General features: G+C 62.6%; 18 protein-coding genes. 8 read left to right on the top strand and 10 right to left on the bottom strand.

Annotation, left to right across the window (positions count from 1 at the left end; all coding sequences use genetic code 11):
- Positions 1–26: 26 nt before the first annotated feature.
- The gene (gene osmF, locus ILFOPFJJ_RS20225; RefSeq protein ID WP_173512342.1) at positions 27–938 is read right to left on the bottom strand and encodes a glycine betaine ABC transporter substrate-binding protein OsmF; all 912 of its coding nucleotides are present in this window, start codon (positions 936–938) and stop codon (positions 27–29) included.
- A 221-nt stretch (positions 939–1,159) separates the two neighbouring features.
- Here osmF and ILFOPFJJ_RS20220 point away from each other — a divergent pair, with 221 nt between their 5' ends.
- Complete coding sequence (locus ILFOPFJJ_RS20220) at positions 1,160–1,624, top strand: DUF4126 domain-containing protein (protein WP_173512341.1); 465 nt, start codon at positions 1,160–1,162, stop codon at positions 1,622–1,624.
- Positions 1,621–2,997, top strand: coding sequence for an FAD-containing oxidoreductase (locus ILFOPFJJ_RS20215; protein WP_173512340.1), 1,377 nt, complete (start codon positions 1,621–1,623; stop codon positions 2,995–2,997). The genes ILFOPFJJ_RS20220 and ILFOPFJJ_RS20215 overlap by 4 nt, the downstream gene beginning before the upstream one ends.
- 162 nt (positions 2,998–3,159) lie before the next feature.
- Here the strand turns inward: ILFOPFJJ_RS20215 and ILFOPFJJ_RS20210 are convergent, their stop codons facing one another.
- On the bottom strand, positions 3,160–3,963 hold the full coding sequence (locus tag ILFOPFJJ_RS20210) for a dimethylarginine dimethylaminohydrolase family protein (RefSeq protein ID WP_173512339.1): 804 nt from the start codon (positions 3,961–3,963) through the stop codon (positions 3,160–3,162).
- Positions 3,964–4,074: 111 nt separating this feature from the next.
- On the opposite strand from ILFOPFJJ_RS20210, the gene ILFOPFJJ_RS20205 reads away from it, so the two are divergent.
- Positions 4,075–4,608, top strand: a complete 534-nt coding sequence (locus ILFOPFJJ_RS20205) for a hypothetical protein (RefSeq protein ID WP_173512338.1) — start codon at positions 4,075–4,077, stop codon at positions 4,606–4,608.
- A 23-nt stretch (positions 4,609–4,631) separates the two neighbouring features.
- Here the strand turns inward: ILFOPFJJ_RS20205 and ILFOPFJJ_RS20200 are convergent, their stop codons facing one another.
- The 3 genes from ILFOPFJJ_RS20200 to ILFOPFJJ_RS20190 all read right to left on the bottom strand — a co-directional run bounded on the left by ILFOPFJJ_RS20200 (position 4,632) and on the right by ILFOPFJJ_RS20190 (position 7,493).
- Complete coding sequence (locus ILFOPFJJ_RS20200) at positions 4,632–5,060, bottom strand: OsmC family protein (protein WP_173512337.1); 429 nt, start codon at positions 5,058–5,060, stop codon at positions 4,632–4,634.
- A 148-nt stretch (positions 5,061–5,208) separates the two neighbouring features.
- Positions 5,209–6,798, bottom strand: a complete 1,590-nt coding sequence (locus ILFOPFJJ_RS20195) for an ABC transporter substrate-binding protein (RefSeq protein WP_173512336.1) — start codon at positions 6,796–6,798, stop codon at positions 5,209–5,211.
- The gene (locus tag ILFOPFJJ_RS20190) at positions 6,798–7,493 is read right to left on the bottom strand and encodes a cupin domain-containing protein (RefSeq protein ID WP_283976777.1); all 696 of its coding nucleotides are present in this window, start codon (positions 7,491–7,493) and stop codon (positions 6,798–6,800) included. Before ILFOPFJJ_RS20190 ends, ILFOPFJJ_RS20195 begins: the two co-directional genes overlap by 1 nt.
- 119 nt (positions 7,494–7,612) lie before the next feature.
- Between ILFOPFJJ_RS20190 and ILFOPFJJ_RS20185 the strand changes: the two genes are divergently transcribed.
- From ILFOPFJJ_RS20185 to ILFOPFJJ_RS20165, 5 genes are read left to right on the top strand one after another with little or no spacing between them, the layout of a single operon-like run.
- Positions 7,613–8,689, top strand: coding sequence for an ABC transporter permease (locus ILFOPFJJ_RS20185; RefSeq protein ID WP_376741430.1), 1,077 nt, complete (start codon positions 7,613–7,615; stop codon positions 8,687–8,689).
- Between the two features lie 13 nt (positions 8,690–8,702).
- Positions 8,703–9,608 (top strand): ABC transporter permease, encoded by a 906-nt coding sequence (locus ILFOPFJJ_RS20180; protein ID WP_173512334.1) that lies wholly within the window; start codon positions 8,703–8,705, stop codon positions 9,606–9,608.
- Entirely contained in the window at positions 9,608–10,441 is an 834-nt protein-coding gene (locus ILFOPFJJ_RS20175) for an ABC transporter ATP-binding protein (RefSeq protein WP_173512333.1), read from the top strand. The genes ILFOPFJJ_RS20180 and ILFOPFJJ_RS20175 overlap by 1 nt, the downstream gene beginning before the upstream one ends.
- Positions 10,438–11,178, top strand: coding sequence for an ABC transporter ATP-binding protein (locus tag ILFOPFJJ_RS20170; RefSeq protein ID WP_173512332.1), 741 nt, complete (start codon positions 10,438–10,440; stop codon positions 11,176–11,178). The genes ILFOPFJJ_RS20175 and ILFOPFJJ_RS20170 overlap by 4 nt, the downstream gene beginning before the upstream one ends.
- A gap of 31 nt (positions 11,179–11,209) precedes the next feature.
- On the top strand, positions 11,210–11,713 hold the full coding sequence (locus tag ILFOPFJJ_RS20165; protein ID WP_173512331.1) for a GAF domain-containing protein: 504 nt from the start codon (positions 11,210–11,212) through the stop codon (positions 11,711–11,713).
- 79 nt (positions 11,714–11,792) lie between these two features.
- Here ILFOPFJJ_RS20165 and ILFOPFJJ_RS20160 read toward each other — a convergent pair whose 3' ends face one another.
- The 5 genes from ILFOPFJJ_RS20160 to ILFOPFJJ_RS20140 all read right to left on the bottom strand — a co-directional run bounded on the left by ILFOPFJJ_RS20160 (position 11,793) and on the right by ILFOPFJJ_RS20140 (position 17,871).
- Positions 11,793–12,248 (bottom strand): RbsD/FucU family protein, encoded by a 456-nt coding sequence (locus ILFOPFJJ_RS20160; RefSeq protein WP_136505068.1) that lies wholly within the window; start codon positions 12,246–12,248, stop codon positions 11,793–11,795.
- A 232-nt stretch (positions 12,249–12,480) separates the two neighbouring features.
- Positions 12,481–14,865, bottom strand: coding sequence for an aldehyde dehydrogenase family protein (locus tag ILFOPFJJ_RS20155; protein ID WP_173512330.1), 2,385 nt, complete (start codon positions 14,863–14,865; stop codon positions 12,481–12,483).
- A gap of 5 nt (positions 14,866–14,870) precedes the next feature.
- Positions 14,871–15,884 carry a deoxyribose-phosphate aldolase gene (gene deoC, locus ILFOPFJJ_RS20150; protein WP_173512329.1) on the bottom strand — a complete coding sequence of 338 codons (1,014 nt, stop codon included), beginning with the start codon at positions 15,882–15,884 and terminating at the stop codon, positions 14,871–14,873.
- 153 nt (positions 15,885–16,037) lie between these two features.
- Positions 16,038–16,763 carry a DeoR family transcriptional regulator gene (locus ILFOPFJJ_RS20145; protein ID WP_173512328.1) on the bottom strand — a complete coding sequence of 242 codons (726 nt, stop codon included), beginning with the start codon at positions 16,761–16,763 and terminating at the stop codon, positions 16,038–16,040.
- A gap of 400 nt (positions 16,764–17,163) precedes the next feature.
- The gene (locus ILFOPFJJ_RS20140) at positions 17,164–17,871 is read right to left on the bottom strand and encodes a GntR family transcriptional regulator (protein WP_173512327.1); all 708 of its coding nucleotides are present in this window, start codon (positions 17,869–17,871) and stop codon (positions 17,164–17,166) included.
- Positions 17,872–17,895 lie beyond the last annotated feature (24 nt).

The following is a 17,895-nucleotide window of genomic DNA, read 5'->3' as shown; positions in this document are numbered from 1 at the left end:
GGAACAAGCGCCATCCCATCATCACATCATTTCAGGAAGCCGTTCTTCTTCAAGAAGTCCTCTGCAACGGCCTTGGCCGGCTCGCCGCCAACCTGTACGCGGCCATTGAGCTCCTGCAGCGTGACCAGGTCGAGCTTTTCGAAGACCGGCTTCAAGAGCTCCTCGATCTGCGGATTTTCCTTGAGCACGGCTTCGCGAATGATCGGCGCTGGCTGATAGACGGGTTGGACGCTCTTGTCATCTTCGAGCACGACGAGACCGGAGGGCGCAATGCCGCCGTCGGTGCCGTAGACCATCGCGGCATTGGCGCCGTTCGTCTGGTTTGCAGCCGCCGCAATCGTGGCGGCCGTATCGCCGCCGGAAAGCGTGATCAGTTGCTCGGGTTTCAGCGTAAAGGAATAGGTCGTCTGGAACGCTGGCAGCGCCGCGGCGGAGTTGACGAATTCGGACGAGGCCGCGAGCACAACCTCACCGCCGCCCGAGACATACTTGCCGAAGTCGGAGAGCGTCTTGACCTTGTTGGCGTCCGCGACCTCCTTACGCAGCGCGATCGCCCAGGTGTTGTTGGCCGGCGATGGCGTCAGCCAGACGATCTTGTTGGCATCATAGTCGAGCTTCTTGGCCTGCTCGTAGGCCTTCGCAGCGTCCTTCCAGGCAGGATCATCGGCCTTCTCGAAGAAGAAGGCGGCGTTGCCGGTATATTCCGGATAGATGTCAATCTCCCCCGCGGTAATCGCCTTGCGCACGACGGGCGTCGCGCCAAGCTGAACACGATCCGTGGTCTTGATACCGTTGGCATTGAGAACGGAGAGAATGATATTGCCGAGTACGCCCCCTTCCGTATCGATTTTTGAGGACACGACGACATCGGCCTCAGCCGCGGCGGCGGTGAGCGCAAGGGCAAAAGCGGTACCGATAACAGTCTTGATCAGGCGCATGATTGTCTCCCTCGATTTAGTCTCGCAGTTTGATCACGGATTTTCCGCTGCGTCGGGGTAAGCCATTCCATATATGTCAGGGTCCGGCGAAAAATAGAGCGCATTGCGTGTGCGAACCAACGGTTGAATTCTTAACACGCACAGCCTTCGATTGGACATTGCAATCGATACCGTTCTCAGCCACTCTCCCCTCTGCGCATGGGAATTGTTTTGGGGGAAACATGTCCGTCTATATTCTCGCGCTTTTGATCGGTGTGGTGGCGGGGCTTCGCGCCATGACCGCGCCCGCCGCAGTCAGCATCGCGACGGCCGCCGGCTGGCTGCCTGTCGCCAATAGCTGGGCGGCTTTCATGGGCTTCCGCTTCACGCCGTATATTTTCGGCCTGCTGGCACTCGTCGAATATGTCACCGACCAGCTTCCGAGCACGCCGAGCCGCAAAGTGCCGCAGCAGTTCGGCGCACGCATCGTCAGCGGCGGCTTTTGCGGCGCGGTGATCGGCACTGCGGGCGGATCGCTTGTCGGCGGTGCGATCGCCGGCGTCATCGGAGCGGTCGTCGGCACGCTCGGCGGTTACGAGGCACGAAAGCGACTTGGCCTGGCCATTGGCAAGGATTTGCCGGTAGCCCTTCTCGAAGATCTGGTTGCAATTCTGCTAGCCTTTTGGGTGGTGTCCTCCGTGTCATGAGCAAGCACTTCGACGCAATCATCATCGGAGCCGGCCAAGCGGGACCATCGCTCGCCGGGCGGCTGACGGGTGCCGGCAAAACCGTTGCGCTCATCGAACGCAAGCTTTTCGGCGGCACCTGCGTCAACACCGGCTGCATGCCGACCAAGGCCATGGTCGCCAGCGCGTATGCGATCCACACCGCCCGCCGCGGCGCCGAATACGGCATGACGACCGGCACCATTTCCGTCGACTTCGCGCGTGTCATGGCGCGGAAGGAAAAGGTGCGCCTCGATGCGCGTTCGGGCGTCGAAAGCTGGCTCAAGAGCATGAAGAACTGCACCGTCATCGAGGGCCATGCGCGCTTCGAAAGCCCGACGGACGTCCGGGTCGGCGATGAGCTGATTTCCGGCGACCAGATTTTCATCAACACGGGCGGGCGCGCCGCCATTCCCGATTTTCCGGGTGTGGACGAGGTCTCCTATCTCACCAACACGTCGATGATGGACCTCGCCGATCTTCCGGATCACCTGGTCATCATCGGCGGCAGCTATATCGGGCTCGAATTCGCCCAGATGTTCCGTCGCTTTGGTTCCGAGGTCACCGTTATCGAGAAGGGGCCGCGCCTGATCGGGCGCGAAGATCCGGAGGTCTCCGATGCGATCCGCGACATTCTCGAAAAGGAAGGCATCAATATTCGCCTCAGTGCCGAGTGCATCCGTTTCGCCAAGCACAAGGACGGGGTTGCCGCCGGCGTCAATTGCACGTCAGGGGCCCCCGAAGTCATTGGGTCGCATGTGCTGCTCGCCACCGGTCGCCGGCCGAATACGGACGACCTCGGGCTCGACAAGGCCGGCGTGAAGACCGACGCGCGGGGCAATATTGAGGTCGACGATTTCCTGCGATCGAGCGTTCCGCATATCTTTGCAATGGGCGACTGCAACGGCCGCGGTGCCTTCACCCACACCTCCTACAACGACTTCGAAATCGTCGCCGCCAACCTCCTCGACAATGATCCGCGCCAGGTGACAGAGCGGATCCAAACTTACGCGCTCTATATCGACCCTCCGCTCGGGCGCGCCGGCATGACGGAGAGCGAGGCCCGCAAGAGCGGCCGCAAGCTTTTGATCGGCACGCGGCCGATGACGCGGGTCGGACGCGCCGTCGAGAAGGGCGAGACGCAGGGCTTCATGAAGGTGATCGTCGACGCGGATACGAAAGAAATTCTCGGCGCATCGATCCTCGGCACCGGCGGCGACGAGGCGATCCAGAGCATTCTTGACGTCATGTATGCGAAGAAGCCCTATACTCTGATTACCCGCGCCATGCACATCCACCCGACGGTGTCGGAACTGATCCCGACGGTGTTCGGGGATTTGTCGCCGGCGCCCTAAAAACGGGCTTCAGCGGCTCGCCTCATCCGCCTGCCGACAGCCTCCCCCGAGAGCGGGGAAGGGAAAGACTGGAACAACTGGAATCCGCTCGGAAACCCAGGATACGGCGCATCGGCGGGTACGTCCCCTCTCCCCGCGTGAGGGAGAGGGGAAGCACGACGTTCAGGTCCTATCGCTGAACCAGCGCAGCGACATGCAGGAGAGCCCCGCATCGATCTTGCCGATTTCCGTGGTCTTCAGCGGCACGACCTTGAAACCGGCCTTGTCGAGCATCTCGATGGTGCGCGGGAAGTCGGAGCCGACCATGACAACGTCGTTGACGCGGAGCGCATTGGCCGCCGGTTCCTCACCCTCCGGGATGATGATCTGCTTGAACTTCTTGAAGACACCCGAGCGCGCCAGGCGGTTGGTGGAAAGCACGGTCTCGTCGTCGAGCAGCGAGCAATCCGTCTTGAAATGAAGAACGCCCTCAGGCGTCGCGACGATCTCGCTCCTGCGACCGAGCTTGTCGAGGCAGGCCTGCAGCGCTTCGGCGCCTGCCTTGTCGGTGCGGGCCGAGAGACCGATCATCACACTTTCGCGCGTCGTCAGCACATCGCCGCCATCGGCATAGCCGGTACCCGGCAGGTCGAGAACGGCCTCGAACATTTCCCGCAGGGTCGGCTCGATTTCCGCGGTTTCCTTGACGCGGGTCGCCGCACCGGGGCGCAGCAGGATCGCGCCCTCGGTGAAGACCAGCGCCGGGTCCTCGACGAAGATCGAATCCGGGAAGGCTTCGAGTGCCGGCAGGACCGTCACCTTGACGCCCGCGTCGCGCATTGCGGTAACGTAGGCGTCATGTTCGGCCGTCACCCCCTCATAGGTCGGGTTGCCGCGATCGTCCGCGCGCAAACCATTGACGACGGACTGCGAAGGCTTGCGGACAATGATGGAGTTAAACTCGTAGGCGGGACGCGGCTGCGGCATTCTGTGCTACCTCTGGTTTGGACAAACCGTTTCTACTGCATGATTCCTCAAATCGAAATCGATTTGAGGAATCATGCAGCCTCTCTGCTTCGAACCAACGGGAAAAATGATGTGAGCCATATTCCTCAGATCGATTACGATGCCGCGTCCGATGCGATCCGCGCGGCGCACGACGAGGAGGTTCGCCTTCGCGGGCGGATGACGAATATGAAGCGCACATTGCTTCATTCGCCGACGGCGCACCGCATCTACGCGGAATGGTTCACACTGCGTGATGAGTTGCGCCCTGCCCTTGACGACCGCGCTGCCTGGCTGCTCTGCCACGCGATTTCCGAGGCGATGCATTCCCGCATCGCCATGGGGTTCTTTCGTCGCGCCTTCGCCAATGCGGGGATCGATTTCAACTCGATGATGCCGAGCGAAGACGAAGAATGCCTGATTGCGTTCGGACGCGCTATCGTCGCGGATTCCAACAACGTTCCCGCCGAGATCTGGGACGGATTGAAGGGGCGCTACGATAACGCGACGCTGGTCAACCTCGTTGCCTTTGCCGGCATCATGGTCGCAACCGCATTGTTCAACAATGTCGTCGAAGTCGATTTCGACCCGGAACTGCTGCCTTACGCAGACGCCTCATCCGCCTGACGAGTCCATAATTGGCCGCGGCGTCATTCCGATAGTCTGCTCGTGAATGCGGGATTGCCGCGCAACGTGTTGCTGACGGTGCAGATCTCGTTTTCCGCGGCCTCCGCGATCGCATGGCGAACCGTGTCGTCGAAATCGCCCTTGATGGAAAACTCGATGTCGAAGCGTGCAACACGCGACGGCTCGTCGTGTGCCTTCTCGCCGGTGACCTTTGCAGACACTTCCGTCAGCCTGTCGAGCACACCGAAGCGGCCTGCGGCAATGCGGGCGCTGAGCACCAGACAGCTCGCTAGCGAAGCATAGAGAAGATCGAGCGGGCCATAGCCCGGCTGCGACGGGCTGGTAACGATATCGAGTTCGCCGCCGGTGACCGATGTCACGTGCGGGGAGCCCGTGCGCCCGACGACGGCGGTCGCGCCCGTCTCCCTGGTCCTTACCTTCAACTCAGCCATTCACCGTCCCCTTCCCGCTGCGCACGCGACCGGCGCAATATCGAGGCAAAGCTCCGCTCCTGCAACAACGCCGCGGACCTTATTAGGCCCGCGGCGCGATTTGTTCCCGAGAAAAGGACGTGGGTCGCAAACGATCCGCGCCCGTCGCCTAGTTCTTCTTCACCAGGCGGTAGAAGACGAAGTCGGACGTGGCGCCGTTGACGTAGCCCGCGACACTCGCCTTCATCGCCACCTGCGTCGCCGCCTGGAACATGATCACGATCGGCGACTTCTCCTGCACCTTCTTTTGCAGGTCGACATACATCGCGTTCCGCTTGGCGGGGTCGGCCTCGGCCTTGGCCGCCTTGGTGGCCGCATTGAGTTCGGCCGGCACCGCCCAGGCGTTACGCCAGGTCGTCGTCGATTGATAGTGATCGTCGGAGTTGTCCTCGTTGAAGGCGAAGGCAGCGGCGTTGGAATCCGGATCCATGAAATCCGGGCCCCAATAGAGCAGCATCGCTTCATGGGTGCGGGCCCGATACTTGGTGATCACCTGACTGCCGGTACCCGGTATGATCTCGAAATTGATGCCCGCTTCTGCGAACGAGGCCTGCAGCGACTGCGCCATGTCAGTGAAGGGCGTCGAGTTGATGACATCGAGCGTCACCTTGATCGGCGTCTTGATCCCCGCGTCGGCAAGGATCTTCTTCGCCTTTTCGACGTCGTAGCCATAGGGCGTCTCGTCGAGCGACCCGGGGAAGCCCTTCGGCCAGAAGGCCTGGTGAACTTCCATCTGTCCTTTGAGGAAGCTGTCGGTCATGCCCTTGTAGTCGACAAGGTAGCGCGCCGCTTCCCAGACGGCTTCCGGCTGCAGGGCAGCCGTCTTCTGGTTGAAGGAGAGGAAGTGAACGGCCGCCTGCGGGTAGGACTCGACCTTCATGTTTTCCTTGCCGGTGATGCCGGCGACCTGATCGGGCGTGAGGTTCTTCGCCATGTCGACGTCGCCGGTCTCCAGCAGAAGCTGCTGTGTGGCCGCTTCCGCGACGTGGCGGATGATCACGCCCTTGATCGCCGGAGCGCCGCCGAAATAGTTCGGATTGCTCTGGAGGTTCAGGAGTTCGCCGGCGCGGAAGGCGCGCAGCACGAAGGGCCCGGTTCCGGCGGAGTTGGCCTTGAGCCACGCATTGCCGAAGTCGCCGTCCTGCTCGTTCGCCCTGACCGTTTCGGCATCGACAATCGATGCCGGGCGCGCGGCGAGAACGTTGAGCACGAAGGCGGACGAGAAGTCGCCCTCGTACTTGACGACGACCTTGTTGCCGTCGGCGGTCACCATCTTCTCGATGTTTTCCGGCGTCCAGCCGAGCTGCGTCAGGATGAAGGCCGGCGCCTTGTTGAGCGCCACCACGCGCTTAAACGAGTAGACCACGTCTTCCGCGCGCAGCGGGTTGCCGGACGAGAAAGTCACGCCGTCACGCAAGGTGAAAGTGATCGTCTTCGCGGCGTCGTCCGCGGTCCATTCGCTGGCGAGCCCGGGGGCAAGTTTCTTGACGTCGGGCGCGTCGTATTGCACGAGGCGGTCATAGGTCTGCGTGACGTATTCACCGGACGAGAACTCGTAAGCCTCGGCCGGATCGATGCTGACGATGTCGTCGATGTTCTGGGCGACGACCAGGACATCCGCCGGCGTTTCGGCCAATGCGGCCGGCGAAACGCTGAGCGCCAGTGATGCCGCGAACACCGCGGCCTTGAAGATCTTCATCATCGCTTCTCCTGTTTTCGATGAGACTTGGTTTTTGCGGGCTGTGCCGGTGTCCCCGTGGTCCCGGCACGGCCTGCTTCCTTCGATGCGGCGGATCGCGGCCGGAAAAGCGGCAGCGTTCCGGTCCAGAGGATGCGCGCAGGCCTGTCGGCCCTGTTCCACCAGTAGTGCGGCTGGATGCCCCTGAAATGCAGGCCGTCGCCGTCCGTCAGCGTCGTCTGCTCGCCATCAAGGCCGAAGAGAATCTCGCCATCGAGGATGAAGACGATCTCCTCCCCTTCATGGCTGAACACTTCCGACCGATGGCCCGGCGGGATCGTGATGACAAAGCTTGAAAGCTGGTTGCCGGCAAAATCTGCGCCGATGCGCTCGTAGGCGACCGGCGAGCCACCGACGGAAAAGACCATTCGATCTTCGGCGCGCGAAAGGCCGGTGTCGATTGCCGGGGCAAGGATGAAATGGCTGATCTCGGTATCGAGGCCGCGTGCGATCTGCGCGAGCGTGCCGAGCGAGGGCATGGCGAGATCCCGTTCGACCTGGCTGAGATAGCCGACCGAAACACCGGCCGCGTCACTCAATTCCTGGAGCGTCATGTGCATCTGCCGACGGCGCGCACGCACCAGCGCCCCGATCCTCGGCTGCGGTGCGGAATGTGCACTTTCCGGCGCGGCACGCGCATCGTCCGATACGGTCACGACCGACTCCCCCGTCAGTAAAATTTTTTTGATTTAAGCAAATATATTTATATACTCCAAGCGAATTCTTGCGCTATGGGCGTGGCCCAACGCAGGCCAAGCAGGGATGGAGCCGCCACGTGGCAGATGACAGCACGACCACCGTCGCGGGACCGGCGCGCCGCCGCGGCGCGACCGGCTCGGCCCATCGCTGGGTTGTCACCACCGTCGGATTTCTCGTCACGCTGGCCGTAACCTTCATCGGCCTCCTCGCCATCACCTTCTTTATCGGCCGGATCGTGCCGATCGATCCGGTGCTCGCAGTCGTGGGGGACCGCGCTCCCACTGCCGTCTACGAGCGGGTGCGCGTCGAAATGGGCCTCGATCGCCCCTTGACGACGCAGTTCGTAAGCTATGTCGGCGACGTGCTGACCGGCAATTTCGGCACGTCTGTTTCCACCGGACGGCCGGTTCTCGAGGATCTTGCGCGGGTTTTCCCGGCGACGCTCGAGATGGCGACACTTGGCATTATCATCGGGGTCCTGCTCGGCGTCCCCCTTGGCGTCATCGCCGCAAGCCGGCGCGGCTCTTGGCTCGATCAGGCAATCCGCGTCGTCGGCCTGCTCGGCTATTCCGTTCCTGCGTTCTGGCTTGGCCTCGTCGGCCTCGCCGTCTTCTATGCCCGGCTCAATTGGGTCGGAGGCCCTGGCCGCGTCGAGATCTTTCTTGACGGCATCGTGCCGCCGGTGACCGGCCTGCTGCTGATTGACAGCATCATCGCCGGCGATTGGGAGGTGTTCGGCAATGCCGTCTGGCACCTGATATTGCCGGCGTCCTGCCTCGGATTCTTCGCGTTGGCCTATATCGCCCGCATGACACGCTCGTTCATGCTCGACCAACTGAGCCAGGAATACGTCACCACCGCCCGGGTCAAGGGTGTTCCCGAGCGGCTGGTCATCTGGCGCCATGCCTTCCGGCCGATCCGCGTGCCGCTGATCACCGTCATCGGGCTCTCCTATGCCGGCCTTCTCGAAGGATCGGTAATGATCGAGACGATCTTCTCCTGGCCCGGCATCGGCAACTATCTGACCGTGGCGCTGCTTAACGCCGACATGTCCGCGGTACTCGGCTCGACCCTGGTAGTCGGTGCGGTCTTCATCGGCATCAACAAGATTTCGGACGTGCTCTATCGCGTGCTCGATCCGCGTGCGCGCTAGGGAGGTGCGGGACATGGCAACGCTTCGCGACTGGCTGATCGACGACAGCCCCGCTTCCCCGATGCAGGCGCGGCTTGGCCGGCTCTACCGCATCTTCGGCGCGCTGATGCACAATCCACTGGCGGTGATCGGCGCGATCATCATTGCCGCCCTGATCTTCGCAGCACTTTTCGCGCCGTGGCTCGCGACGCACGATCCGCTGCGCCAGGCGCTTGCCGAACGGCTGCTGCCGCCGAGCGCCGAACACTGGATGGGAACCGACGAACTCGGGCGCGATATCTGGTCGCGCGTCGTCTACGGCGCGCGCATTACCCTGGTGATCGTCGCGCTCGTTGCCGTTCTTGCGGCGCCGGCAGGACTCGTCATCGGTGTCATCTCCGGTTATTTCGGCGGCTGGGTCGATCGCATCCTGATGGGCATCACCGACATCTTCCTGTCGCTACCAAAGCTGATCCTGGCGCTCGCCTTTGTCGCAGCCCTTGGACCAGGCATCGAGAACGCCATCATCGCGATCGCCATCACCTCCTGGCCCGGCTATGCCCGCGTCGCGCGGGCCGAAACCCTGACGTTCAAGAATTCCGAGTTCATTGCCGCCGTGCGTCTGCTCGGCGCTTCGAGCCTTAGAGTCAATCTCGGCCACGTGCTGCCGCTCTGCACCTCGTCGATGATCATCCGCGTGACGCTCGACATGGCCGGCATCATCCTGACCGCCGCCGGCCTCGGCTTCATCGGCCTCGGCGCCCAGCCGCCCCTGCCGGAATGGGGCGCGATGATCTCCCGCGGGCGGTCCTTCATTCTCGATCAGTGGTGGGTGGCAACGATGCCGGGCTTCGCGATCATCCTCGTCGGCCTCGGCTTCTGCTTCTTGGGCGATGGTCTTCGCGACGTGCTCGACCCCAAGAGCGGGGAGCAGCGCTGATGAGACCGCTCCTCGAAATCGAAAACCTGCGTGTCACCTTCCCGACGGCACACGGTGATCTCGACGTCGTACGCGGCATCTCCTTCACGCTCGGACGCGAGCGCCTCGGCATCGTTGGCGAAAGCGGCTCCGGCAAATCGATGACCGGCCGTTCGATCCTGAAGCTCGTGCGCGCACCCGGCCTCGTGACCGCGGACAAGCTTGCCTTCGACGGCATCGATCTCAGCACCCGCTCGGAGAAGCAGATGCGCGCTATTCGCGGCGCTCGTATCTCGATGGTGATGCAGGATCCGAAATTCTCGCTCAATCCGGTGATGACCATCGGCGAGCAGATCGCCGAGGCGCTGCTGACGCACAAACGTCTGCCGCGGCGGGAAGTGAACGACCGCATTCACACCATGCTCCAATCGGTGCGCATCACCGATCCGGAACGTGTCGCCCGGCTTTACCCGCACGAGGTTTCCGGCGGGATGGGGCAGCGGGTGATGATCGCGATGATGCTCATCCCCGAGCCGGACCTGCTGATTGCCGACGAGCCGACTTCGGCGCTCGACGTCTCGGTCCAGGCACAGGTGCTCGACATCATCGACGAGCTCGTTCGGCGCAAGGGCATGGGGCTGATCTTCATCAGCCACGACCTGAACCTCGTCTCGAGCTACTGCGACCGGATCCTGGTGATGAACACCGGCAAAGTCGTGGAAGAATGCAAGGCCGGCGAATTGAAGAACGCCACGCACCCCTATACGCGCGGCCTTATCGCCTCCATTCCGCGCCTCGATGAAACAAGGGACGAGCTGCCCGTGCTCGACCGCAGTGCCTGGGCAAAAGCATGACCGCGCTCTCTCTGAAAAATCTCGACATCTCCTACGGCGACACGCAGATCACCCACAAGGTGAGCCTCGACATCGCCGAAGGCGAGAGCTTCGCGCTCGTCGGCGAAAGCGGCTCGGGCAAGTCCACCGTCTTGAAGGCGATCGCCGGACTCGCGCCCGAATGGACCGGCGAGATCCATGTCCTCGGCAAACCGCGCGGCCACGGTGTCGACCGCGGATTTTCGCGGATCTGCCAAATGGTGTTTCAGGACCCCTATGGTTCGCTGCATCCTCGAAAAACCGTCGATGCGACGCTTGGCGAGGCGCTGACGATCCACGGTATCGGCAACCGGAGCGCGCGCGTCGAAGAGGTGATGGCGTCAGTCGGCCTCGACCGGAAATTCCGGTTCCGCTTTCCGCACCAGCTTTCCGGCGGCCAGCGCCAGCGCGTGGCGATCGCGCGCGCACTGATGCTGAAGCCAAAGATCCTGCTGCTCGACGAGCCGACGTCGGCACTCGACGTTTCGGTCCAGGCCGAAATCCTCAACCTGCTCAAGCGTCTCCGCCGCGAGCAGAATCTCACCTTCCTGATGGTCACGCACAATCTGCCGGTCGTCTCCTTCCTCTGCGACCGGCTGGCCGTCATGCGCCAGGGCCGCATCGTCGAGGTGGCCGGCGTTGACGAGTTGAAGCGCGGTGACCTCAAGGAACCCTATTCGCGCGAACTGATGCAGATCAGTGCCGCACACGCCAGCTAATCGTCCCACCCAATTCTCCCAAGGACAGACAATGAAGACCGAGTATGTCGCCGCTCTGGCGGAATTCGACGCAACCATTGCCAACGACACCAGCGCAGATGCGCCCTATCGCGCGCTGCAGACGCTTAGCCGAAAGCTGATCGGCGCCAGGCTCTTCACGATCATGACGGTGGACATGGCGAATGAGTTGGCGCGCCGCGCCTATACCTCGCACCCCGACGAGTATCCGGCCTCCGGCACCAAGCCGATCCACTATGATCGCTGGTTCGACACGGTCCACAAGGCGCGCGAGACCTTCGTCGCCAATACGATTGCCGACATTTCCACCGTCTTCGGCGACTACGAGACGATCGCTTCACTCGGCTGCGGATCGGTCGTGAACATTCCAGTCGTCGTCGGCGGCGAACTGCTCGGCACGGTCAACTGTCTGGACGTCGAGCATCACTACACGCCCGAAAGGGTCGCGCTTTCGAAGCTGATCGAGATGCCGGCGAAGCTCGCGTTCCTCGCTGCCGCGCGAAACGCTGTGAAGTAAGGAGCGGTCGGTCGCTTCCCAAACCTCGGTCGGGTCGCGGCGCGTTTGCGGTCGCACCCCCTATTGTCGCGCCGATGCGTCAGGCGGATTCCGGGGGAATGACGCCCTTAGTGAAGAGAAAGCAGCCGTAGAAGCGCGTCTCGCCCGTGGTAATGACGCAATAGGCCTTCTTCGCCTCCTCGTAGAAGGCGAAGCGCTCGATGCCGTACATCGGCGCCGGCTTGCCCTCGGCCCGGTCGATTTCGGCCTGAACCTCTCGTTGCACTGTCGGAAGCTCGTCCGGGGCCCCCATGACTTCCATGCGCCCGGCCGAGGGCTGCAACGGCGTATCGAGAGGAAGAACCGAGAGAACCGCCTTCACTGCGCGCGCGGCGGAGACATTGTCGATGTGCAGCAATTTTCCGAGCGTCGTCTGCCGCGCGATCGCGTCGGACGGGAAATTGGTGTCCGAGATGACCAGCGTGTCGCCGTGCCCCATCGAACGCAGCGCGTGCAACACGTCGGCATTGAGAGCCGGGTCGATATTCTTGAGCATTCCTGTCCTCCCCTGCATGATTCCGTAAGACCGAAACCGATCTACTGCAATTCAACGTGCTGCAGCAACTTTGCGCATCCGAGCGGACGCGCGGCGCTGCGGGCGCCTGGTCGCCGGACCTCCGGCGGCGCAACGGCCGCATCAGGCCGTCTCCAGCGCCACTCGTCAACAAGGTTGTTCGGATTTCCCCGCTCTTCCGACCGCGTCCCTTCGCCCGAAGGATGCCTGCCCCCTACTCTCCGTAGGGGATCCAGATGTTCTTGACATCGACGGCGCGTCGCAGGAAGGCGGGGCCTTCGGCAGCCGTCCGGTCCATCCAGTCGATCGCCTTGCCGTGGTCGACAAAGGTGCGCTTGAGGTTGCCGACGGAGAGCTTCTCGACCAGCGTCGACAGTTCCGGCGAGCCGAAAGCCCAGAGCGCGTCGATGTCGTTGTGGGCGGCAAGCGTCTTGGCGAGTTCGACCGACGATCCGGTGACAATATTAATGACGCCGGCCGGCACATCCGATGTTTCGAGCACGGAGTAGAAATCGGTAGCCGCCAGCGGGTGCTGTTCGCTCGGAACGGCAACGACGCGGTTACCGACGGCGATCAGCGGCGCCACGAGGCTGATGAAGCCTAGCAACGGTGCCTCCGGCGGGCAGATAACGCCAACGACACCCTGCGGCTCCGGCATCGCCAGTGCGACACCGCGCAGCGGCGGTTGGTGCACGACACCCTCATATTTGTCCGCCCAGGCGCCATAGGTGAAGAGACGCGCGATCGCAGCATCGACCTCAGCCCTGGCACCGGCTGCCGAGGCGCCGGTCATGGCAGAGATGCGCTCGGCAAACTCCGTCGCGCGGCCACTCAGATTTTCGGCAATGTAATAGAGGATCTGCGCCCGGTTATGCGTCGTTGCGGAAGACCAGGCCGATGCGCCCTGCGCCGCGACGACGGCATTGCGGATGTCCTTGCGATTGCCTTCGCCGACCTCGCCGATCACCTTGCCCTTTGACGAAAGCACCGGCCGCGAATAGTTTCCGTCCGGCCGCGACTGCTTGCCGCCGATGAAGAGCTTGGCGGTGCGGTCTAGCACCGGCATGGAGAAGTCGCCCGCAGCCGCTTTCACGACCGGTGCGGCCGCGACGGGCCGGAGCTTGCGCCCGATCCAAGCTTTCGGCTTCAGATATTCGTAGCAGCCCTCGCGCCCGCCCTCACGGCCGAAGCCGGACTCGCGTTTTCCGCCGAAGCCGGCCGCCGCGTCGAAGAGGTTGGTGGCATTGACCCAGACCACACCGGCCGCAAGCTTCGCGGCAACGTGCAAAGCGAGCCCGATGGTTTCGCTCCAGACGCTGGCGGCAAGGCCGTAGCGCGAGTGATTGGCGAGTTGGATCGCCTCTTCTGGTGTGCGGAAGGTCATCGAAATCGCGACCGGCCCGAAGATTTCCTCCGTAGCGACGATCGATGTCGGCTGGACATTGGTGAGCAGCGTCGGCGGATAAAAGCTGCCGCCCTTCGGCAGCTCGATCTTCGGCTGGTGCAGCGACGCGCCCTCAGTCACACCTTGGGCGACCAGGCTTTCGATCCGTCGCAGTTGCACCGGCGCGACGATTGCCGCCATGTCGATCGCCTTGTCCAGCGGATGGCCGACGCGCAAGGTCGCCATGCGCCGTTTCAGCCGCTCATAAAACAATGGCGCCACGCCCTCCTGGACGAGGAGGCGCGAACCGGCACAGCAGACCTGGCCCTGGTTGAACCAGATGGCATCGACCACGCCTTCGACCGCCCCGTCGATATCGGTATCGTCGAAGATGAGGAAGGGCGACTTGCCGCCGAGCTCGAGCGTCAGCGACTTGCCGGTTCCGGCGGTCTTCTCGCGGATGAGGCGCCCTACCTCGGTCGAACCGGTGAAGGCGATCTTGTCGATATCCTCATGCTCGACGATCAACGCGCCGGTTTCGCCCTCGCCCGTCACCACGTTCAACACGCCCGGCGGCAGCCCGGCCGCGGCAGCAAGCTCCGCGAAGAGAAGCGCCGTCAGCGGCGTGAATTCGGCCGGCTTCAAGATGACGGTGTTGCCAAGCGCCAGCGCCGGCGCGACCTTCCAGGCCAGCATCAGGAAGGGGAAGTTCCACGGGATGACCTGGCCGACGACGCCGACCGGCACCTGATCGGCGAACTCGGTCTCCTGAAGCTGAGCCCAGCCGGCGTGGTGGTAGAAGTGACGGGCGGCCAGCGGAATGTCGATGTCGCGGGTCTCCCGGATCGGCTTGCCGTTGTCGATCGCTTCGACAACTGCGATCAGACGCGCGTGGCGCTGGATCATGCGTGCTAGTGCGTAGAGATGACGCGCACGCGCATGGCCGGGCAACTTCGCCCATGCACCCTGCGCCTTGCGGGCGGCGGCAACCGCGCTGTTGACGTCTTCGCGTCCACCGAGCGCGATCTTGGCGAGCAAGGCGCCAGTCGCAGGCTCGTAGGTATCGAACGTCTTTCCAGACGCTGAAGCGACGAAGGCGCCGTTGAGGAAGTGGCCGAACTCGCCCTTGTGACGTGCGAGCCATGCGCGCGCCTCGGTGTCGGCCTCGGGTGCGGGACCATAGGACATTTCGTCAAAATACCTGGCGACGGTCATCGGGATTATCCTATCGGGTGTCTGTTGAGGGCCGAGTAGGCGCCGCTGACGTGATGTTCGAGCTGACGCTCGATATCGGCAAGCAAGCTCGACGCCCCCACGCGGAAGAGATCCGGCTCCAGCCATTCACGGCCAAGTTCGTCCTTCATGAGGAACTGATAGTTCAGCACGTCCTTGGCCGCCGAGATGCCGCCGGCCGGCTTGTAACCCACTTTGAGACCCGTGCGCTCCTGATAGGCGCGGATCATTCTCAGCATGACGAGTGTCACGAGCAGCGTCGCGTTGACGCCCTCCTTGCCTGTCGACGTCTTGATGAAGTCGGCGCCTGCCATCATGCAGACGAGCGATGCGCGCGCCACATTGCGCAGCGTTTTGAGATCACCGGTTGCCAGGATCGCCTTGACATGGGCATCGCCGCAGGCTGCGCGGAAATCGCGCATCTCGTCGTAGAGCGCCTGCCAATTGCCGGTCAGCACATGCTCGCGGGTGATGACGATATCGATCTCGCGCGCGCCATCGGCGACCGAGGCCTCGATTTCCTTCAGCTTAACGTCATGCGGCACGAGCCCCGCCGGAAAGCCGGTGGAGACGGCGGCAACCGGGATACCGGAACCCTCGAGCGCCTCTACCGCCGTCGAAACGAAGCGATGGTAGACACAGACCGCTCCGGTCGTGATGCCGCGATTGCCCATGCCGAGCGCCTCGAGAATGTCCTGACGGACCGGCTGGCGCGCCTTAGCGCACAGCCGCTTGACGCGCTCGGTCGTGTCGTCGCCATTGAGCGTGGTGAGATCGATGCAGGTTACGGCCTTGAGCAGCCAGGCGGCTTGGGCATCCTTCTTCACGGTACGCCGCCCCGGCAGCGTCGCAACGCGCCGCTCGGCCGCCGACAGATTGACGCGCTGATCGACCACCCAGGAAAGGTCGAGCTCGATGCCATCATTGCGCGGCCAATTGTGACCTACGCCGGCGGTCTCAGCGAATGCCGCCGCCGTGCTCTTTACAGCAAGGTCTTCCAAACGACTACTCCTCGTATGGCCGATGCCGCCCTTGGGCGCGCATCTTTGCAGCTTTTGTCCGCCTTGGCGACATTGTTATCTATCTATCTATTTATGTTAAAATTCCACCAAACAGCCCATCTGTCAAGCAAGGAGGCGCGTCCGCGAAACGCCCTATGCGACCGCCGTCTCGCCGTATTCCGTGATCACCGCCCGAAAGGCGCCCGCAGGCGCGAAGAAGGCCGGCTTCAGCTTGCCGATCTTGCTCCGATCGACGACGAGGTAATTTTCCCGGGCGAGCGAGATTACCTTCTGCTTGATCGGCACCTCGTGGAAATGGACGCAGGTCGCACCCCGCTGTTGGTCGATTCCGGCAGCGGACAGAAACGCGACATTGATGCCAAGCCGATCGAGCGTATCCAGGCTGGAATCGCCTGAGAAGGATGCCGACGACGGATGATAAAGACCGCCGAGCATGACGATCCGCACATTGGGTTTCCGGGTCAGGCGGTCGGCCGCATTCAAAGAATAACAGACTGCCGTTATTGAATAATTTTCCGGAATCAGGTCGACGAGATATTCAAGCGTCGTGCCGCAGTCGATGAAGATCGTCTCATCGGGACGAATAAATCGTGCAGCATGGACGCAGGCCTCACGCTTGGCGGCGGCGTGGCTGTCGGCCGCGCGCGCAAGTTCATAGGGCACGTCGCTCTCGATATCGGCCGCCGAAACGATGTGCCCCCCGAGATAGCCGAAAAGCCCGGGATTGTCGGCAATGTCCCGGCGTACCGTCATCTCGGACACGCCAAGCAGCGCGGCGGCGTCCTTCAGATGCAGCACGCGCCGCGCTGAAAGCGCGTCGGTCAAGGTCGTGATACGCGTCGACTTGCGGTTGGCCATTGTGCGTCCGGGGCGAAGGCTTGCGCTAAATAACGCCATACAACGAGTGCTTGGCGAACAATTTTGTTAGAAATATCACAAATCAAGCCCCCACGACAAGGGAGGCATCGCCAAACGGCAATGGCCCACGACGACAATCCTTGGCTGTTAGGCGACGGGTGCCTGTATCACCCATATCGATCGCCCACCCGCCGACACGCGCGTCGGCGAAAGCCCTGAATGGACGCGACGCTTGGAGAGCCATGACTTTCTCTGCAGCTAATCCAGCGGATACTTCATCAGAAAAGGACGATTTGGTAGACGCGCTTTTTCAGCACGCTCGATTGAGGTCCTTCCCGCCGAGAAAGCAATCTCTTGGCTCGGAAAGCCGATCTTTGGGCGGCTGGCGCGCCTTGCGCCGCTACAGCAGCAGGGCGTCTTTCAAATTGCTGTCCCTCTTCGTCGCTCGCAGGTCGAGATCCGCCTCGATGTGGTCGATATGCTCGAGCATCAGCGCGCAGGCAGTGTCGACGTCCTTCCTTTCCAGAGCGTCGACGATCTCCTGATGTTCACTATGGCCGCAACTCGAAATCACCGATTGCCCGTAGAGCGCGATGACGAGCGAGGAGCGGGCAATGAGCTCGTCCATGAACCGCTTGAGGATGGCGTTACCGGTGATGGCGGCGATCGCCAGATGAAAGTCGCCGGACGCCTTGATCTCGGCCCGGCGGGCGGACTGGCCACGCTGGATCGTCAGCCGCTCCTCTTCGGCAAGCAAGTCACGCAACTCCTTGATATGCCGCTTCTCCAGATGAGCGGCCGCCTCGCGCAAAAGACCCGGCTCGATAAGCCGGCGCGTTGCAAAGATCTGTTGCGCCTCGGCGACCGAGGGATAGGCGACGAAGGCGCCGCGATTTTTCTCGACCGTGACGAGCCCTTCATAGGAAAGCGCCTGAAGGGCGGCGCGCACCACCGTGCGGCTGACATTGAAAAGCCCGCCGACATCGCTTTCGGAAAGTTTTGTGCCGGGCGCGAGACGCCGCTCGACAATCGCCTCCCGGATCGAGTCGCGGATATGGGGGGCACCGATTTCGATGTTTTCGGAAGTGGCGAGATTTGATGAGGTCATGAGGCTGGCAATCCGGACAATGCC

The sequence above is a fragment of the Sinorhizobium psoraleae genome (assembly GCF_013283645.1).
Classification (GTDB): Bacteria; Pseudomonadota; Alphaproteobacteria; order Rhizobiales; family Rhizobiaceae; genus Sinorhizobium; species Sinorhizobium psoraleae.
Note: the sequence above shows the minus strand (reverse complement) of the source record. Positions and strands in the feature narration are given on the sequence as shown.